Annotated in this window: 6 protein-coding genes and 1 tRNA gene; 5 read left to right on the top strand and 2 right to left on the bottom strand. The window is 58.7% G+C overall.

All coding sequences use genetic code 11. The annotated features are described in order from the left end of the window. A partial coding sequence (locus AC1DH9_RS21455) for a glycine cleavage system transcriptional repressor (protein ID WP_477808746.1) occupies positions 1-498 on the bottom strand: 498 nt, incomplete at its 3' end. 329 nt (positions 499-827) lie between these two features. On the opposite strand from AC1DH9_RS21455, the gene dapA reads away from it, so the two are divergent. The 5 genes from dapA (at position 828) to AC1DH9_RS21430 (ending at position 4,515) form a co-directional block, all read left to right on the top strand. After that, a complete protein-coding gene (gene dapA / locus AC1DH9_RS21450; protein ID WP_427536706.1) occupies positions 828-1,706 on the top strand; it encodes a 4-hydroxy-tetrahydrodipicolinate synthase in 879 nt (292 codons plus the stop codon). A 17-nt stretch (positions 1,707-1,723) separates the two neighbouring features. After that, positions 1,724-2,839, top strand: a complete 1,116-nt coding sequence (gene bamC / locus AC1DH9_RS21445) for an outer membrane protein assembly factor BamC (protein ID WP_477808745.1) — start codon at positions 1,724-1,726, stop codon at positions 2,837-2,839. 4 nt (positions 2,840-2,843) lie between these two features. After that, entirely contained in the window at positions 2,844-3,602 is a 759-nt protein-coding gene (locus AC1DH9_RS21440; RefSeq protein ID WP_477808744.1) for an MBL fold metallo-hydrolase, read from the top strand. A gap of 28 nt (positions 3,603-3,630) precedes the next feature. Then, positions 3,631-4,341 (top strand): phosphoribosylaminoimidazolesuccinocarboxamide synthase, encoded by a 711-nt coding sequence (purC, locus tag AC1DH9_RS21435; protein WP_019692525.1) that lies wholly within the window; start codon positions 3,631-3,633, stop codon positions 4,339-4,341. 84 nt (positions 4,342-4,425) lie between these two features. After that, positions 4,426-4,515, top strand: a tRNA-Ser gene (locus AC1DH9_RS21430). Positions 4,516-4,912: 397 nt separating this feature from the next. Here AC1DH9_RS21430 and AC1DH9_RS21425 read toward each other — a convergent pair. Then, a partial coding sequence (locus tag AC1DH9_RS21425) for a hypothetical protein (RefSeq protein ID WP_477808743.1) occupies positions 4,913-5,379 on the bottom strand: 467 nt, incomplete at its 5' end.

Here is a 5,379-nt window from a genome sequence, read left to right as displayed (position 1 = left end):
ATCCAGGAACTGATCGCGCAGCCAACTGATCTGCACGCCGGCCGGTAGCGTCACGGTAAACGTGGCGTTGAGCATGGTGCCGCCGGTTTGCGGCGCCTGATACGTGTCGCAGGTCAGGTTTTCCAGCTCGACGTTGTGGTCCATGAAGAACTGGCACAGCTCGTTGATGATGTCTGAGCGATAAGCCGAGCTGACATAAGCGACGTACGGCAGGGCCTGCGGACGGTTCTCCAGCGCCGCGCTGCGCACCACGTTGACTGTGAAGGCGTGCTTTTTGGCGAGGCTCGACAGGCTGCCTTCAAGGCGCGCCAGCGCGTCCCAGCTACCGGAAATCTCGAGGACCAACGCACTGCACTCGCCGTGACGGGTCAGGCGAGAGGTAACCACGGCGCAGCGGTTTTCATGGCTGGCGCGGCACAGGACGTTAGTCAGCTCCATGGGGTTGGCGCCGAGGGCACTGATGACAAGGAATTGTTCGCGAACTGTGGGGGTGGACATGCAGCATTCCTAAAGCGATGAGCGGTCGGTACTTATCAAGGGCCGATTCGTCGGGGTGGGCGTCCGGATGCGAAATCAAAAAGCCCGAGCCAGATGGTTGCGACGAGCTCCAGTGGGGCGAGATCGGGTAGGCGGCAACGCAGGATCGGGGCTTGTGAGGCCGAAAGTGGAGGCTGGAACCCGGCGTACGAGCCTGTCGGTACTGATCAAAGTCTGAAGGGTAGCGAAAACCGGCGCTCAGGGGAATGGCGCGAGCGCAGTACTTCGCTTGTACAAGCATCTTGGCGCCAGTACCATTACCGTTCTCTTTTTCCGGCAGGAGCGGTTGCATGATTGCGGGCAGTATGGTGGCACTGGTCACACCCATGGATGCACAGGGTCGTCTTGACTGGGACAGCCTGAGCAAACTGGTGGACTTTCACCTGCAAAACGGCACCCACGCCATTGTGGCGGTCGGCACCACAGGTGAGTCTGCGACCCTTGACGTGAACGAACACATCGAAGTGATTCGTCGCGTGGTCAAGCAGGTCAACGGCCGTATCCCGGTGATCGCCGGTACCGGCGCCAATTCGACACGCGAAGCGATCGAACTGACCACCAATGCGAAGACCGCCGGCGCCGATGCGTGCCTGCTGGTAACGCCGTACTACAACAAGCCGACGCAAGAAGGCCTGTACCTGCACTTCAAGACCATCGCCGAAGCTGTCGACATCCCGCAGATCCTCTACAACGTGCCGGGTCGTACCGCGTGCGACATGCAGGCCGAGACGGTTATCCGCCTGTCGACCGTGAAGAACATCATCGGCATCAAGGAAGCCACGGGCGATCTTTCGCGCGCCAAGGCCATCCTGGACGGTGTCAGCAAGGACTTCCTGGTGCTTTCCGGTGACGACGCCACCGCAGTCGAGCTGATCCTGCTGGGCGGCAAAGGCAATATCTCGGTGACCGCCAACGTTGCGCCGCGTGACATGAGCGATCTGTGCATCGCCGCCTTGAACGGTGATGCCGTGAAAGCCCGCGCAATCCACGAAAAGCTGATGCCGCTCAATAAAACCCTGTTTATCGAATCCAACCCTATCCCCGTGAAATGGGCGCTGCATGAAATGGGCTTGATGCCGGACGGTATCCGTCTGCCGCTCACCTGGCTCAGCGAAGCCTGTCACGAACCGCTGCGACAGGCCATGCGCCAGTCCGGCGTATTGGTTTAATTGAGGAAGTACAACGCATGAAGCGAATGGCCGGACTTTCCGCACTTGCCTTGATTATCTCCAGCACCAGTGGCTGTGGATGGATCTGGGGCCCGGAAGGTTACTTCCGTGACCGTGGTAGCGATTACCTGGAAGCGCAACAGACTGCACCGATGCAACTGCCGCCGGATGTCCATACCTCCAAGCGCCTGGACCCGTTGCTGCCGATTCCGCGCAACGTCGCCGATGACACGTTCAAGGGCGAATACGTCGTTCCTCGTCCGCAGCCGTTGTCGGCGATTGCCGATGCCAGCGATTACAGCCTGCAAAAAAGCGGCGATACGCGTTGGGTCATGGCCCAGCATCCACCGGCTGAAGTCTGGCCAGTGGCTGTGCAGTTTTTCCAGGACAACGGCTTCCGTCTGGATCAGCAGCGCCCGCAAACCGGCGAGTTCACCACGGCCTGGCAGCGTCCTGACGAGCTTTCCGCGGCGATGGCCAAGCGCCTGAGCAGTACCGGCGTTGGTTCTGACAGCCAGACTCGCGTGCGGGTGCGTATCGAACCAGGCGTGCAGCGCAACACCAGTGAAGTCTATGTGGTCAGTGCCGAGCGTCCTGCCGGTAGCACCGCCGATGTCGCGTTCACCAACCGTTCGGTCAACACCGGCCTGGACGCAGCGCTGATCGACGACATGCTCGCGAGCATGAGCCGCACGTCGGAGAAGGGCGGTTCGGTCTCGATGCTCGCTTCGCGTGATTTCGATACGCCAAACCGTGTCAGCCTGACTGAAGACGRCAGCGGTAACCCGGTGCTCAACGTCGGTACCGACCTTGACCGTGCCTGGTCGAGCGTAGGGCGCGCGCTGGAAAAGGGTGAATGGCGCGTTGAAGACATCAACCGCAGCCTGGGCCTGTACTACATCAACCTTTCCGAAAAAGCCGAGAAGAAAAACGAGAAGCCAGGTTTCTTCAGCAACCTGTTCGGCAGTGCGCCGAGCAAGGAAGAAGTTGAAGCCCGCGCCGAGCGTTATCAGGTTCGCCTGAGCAAGGTTGGCGAGAACGTACAAGTGACCGTCGAGAAGAACATCAACACCGTTGCGCCGGCTGAAGTGGCGCGCAAAGTGTTGGGCGTGATTCAGGACAACCTGGGCTGATCAGATGCGTTTCGCCGTTCTCGGCAGTGGCAGCCAAGGGAATGGCACGCTGATAGCCAGTGATGACACGTACGTCCTGGTCGATTGTGGTTTCTCCTTGCGCGAAACCGAAAAACGCCTGCTGCGCCTGGGTGTAAGCCCTACGCAGCTGAGCGCGATACTGGTGACCCACGAACATGCCGACCACGTGCATGGCGTGGGTTTGCTGTCTCGGCGCTACAATCTTCCTGTCTACCTGAGTCGTGGCACCCTGCGCGGGATGCGCAAACCGGTTGAACCGGCAGGCTTTGTCGCCGGTGGTGAGCAGTTGCAGATCGGCGGGCTGAGTATCGGCGTCATTGCCGTGGCCCACGATGCGCAGGAACCGACGCAATACGTCTTCAGTGACGGTTCGCGGCGTTTCGGCCTGCTGACCGACCTTGGTTCGTACTGCGCCACGGTGCTGGACGGTTATCGGGATCTCGATGCATTGATGATCGAATCCAATCACTGCCGCGACCTGCTGGCCCGCGGTCACTACCCGTACTTTCTCAAGCAGCGGGTAKGCGGTGAACTGGGACATTTGAACAACCATCAGGCCGCAAGCCTGGTGGCCGAGTTGGGCTGGCAGGACCTGCAACACCTGGTACTGGCCCATCTGAGCAGCAAGAACAACCTGCCGCAGCTGGCCCGGCAATGTTTTGTCGACACCCTCGGGTGCGACCCGGACTGGCTGCAATTGGCCGATCAAGATTCAGGGCTCGACTGGCGACATATCGCCTAGCCCATCTACTTAGCAAGCGGAGCCCATCATGGAAAAACGTGAAGAACTCTACCGCGGCAAAGCCAAATCGGTTTACAAGACCGATGACGCTGACCGCTTGATCCTGCTGTTTCGCAACGACACCTCGGCGTTCGACGGCAAGCGCATCGAGCAGCTCGACCGCAAAGGCATGGTGAACAACAAGTTCAACGCCTTCATCATGCAGAAACTCGAAGAAGCCGGCGTGCCGACCCAATTCGACAAACTGCTGGGCGACAACGAGTGCCTGGTGAAGAAACTCGACATGATCCCGGTCGAATGCGTCGTGCGTAACTACGCCGCCGGCAGCCTGGTCAAGCGTCTGGGCGTCGAAGAGGGCATGAAGCTCAACCCTTACACCTTCGAACTGTTCCTGAAGGACGACGCCAAGGGCGACCCGTTCATCAACGAATCCCACGTCGTGGCATTCGGTTGGGGCAAGGCCGAGCAACTGGTTCGCATGAAAGAACTGTCGCTCAAGGTCAACGAAGTCCTGAGCAAACTGTTCGACGACGCRGGCCTGCTGCTGGTCGACTTCAAGCTTGAATTCGGCGTGTTCCACGGTGAAATCGTCCTCGGCGACGAGTTCAGCCCGGACGGCTGCCGCCTGTGGGACAAGGCCACCGGCAAGAAAATGGACAAGGACCGCTTCCGTCAGGGCCTCGGTGACGTCATCGAAGCCTACGAAGAAGTCGCCAAGCGCCTCGGCGTACCGCTGTAATCGACGCAAGCATCTGATAGCACGGAAAAAATTTCACTCAGGGGGTTCGCTTCCGCTGAATGTGCTGTTATGATGCGCGCCGTTGGAGAGATGCCAGAGTGGCCGAATGGGACGGATTCGAAATCCGTTGTACCTTCACCGGTACCTAGGGTTCGAATCCCTATCTCTCCGCCATATTTACACCTAAAGGCCCCATTTTATGGGGCCTTTTTGCATTGTGCGGTTTCTGTTCCCCCATTTGTTCCCCCACTCTCTTTTTGCGTGATTTCACGCTGCCGTCATTTAAGGGCTTTGATATAGCGGCGTGAGCGCTGTGTGACATCGAAATGCTCATCCGGTCGTAAGGCATTGTGCAGCCTAACCCTCTAAAGTGTTATGGCTAGTCAGTGAGCACGCTATCGTCGTCATGCTGCAATTCCGGCATTGAGGCCCGGATAGGCGCCAATGCTGCTGCAAGCAGTCTCATCCTTCCGTTCCAAACTGACCGCTTGGGTGGGGCGTGACTTTTGCGAACTGCCCATGCTGCCCAGGGAGCACAGCGCCTGCCTGAAGAGATGTCGCGTGGCCTGGTTTAAACAGGCCCAATCTCTGCTTTTAAGCGACGGGACTCTTCCTCTTCTTTTTCGCGCAGGATATCCCCGAGGGTCTTGGGGCGCTCACCTCTGCTGGGTGGGCATTGCGTGGTTGCTTGAATGCTCAGGGGCGGCCTGTCTGTTTCGAAGTGGGATGAAGCATTTTTATTGGGTTGTGCCTCCAGGTTTTCACTAACAGGATGGTCGATCACTGGGGTGGCGCTATCACTCATGAATGCTGAGCTGGGCTCTCGCTTTGCTTCTAGGGTCGGTTGGGTCTGAGGCGCTAGGAGAGCGGCTGGGCTCTTATCAATTGTCATCTGGGTGCGAGCTGGTTGCGTCGGTGTACTGTTGTCGCTCTCTGCCGCTATATCTTTCGATGCGTGGCGGGTGAAATGTTTTTCTATCATGCCTCGCTCAGACTCCATTGTTATCAGAAGCTCTAGGACTCGGGCTTGTGTCAGGT

The organism is Pseudomonas sp. 05T35 (genome assembly GCF_056396605.1).
Note: the sequence above shows the minus strand (reverse complement) of the source record. Positions and strands in the feature narration are given on the sequence as shown.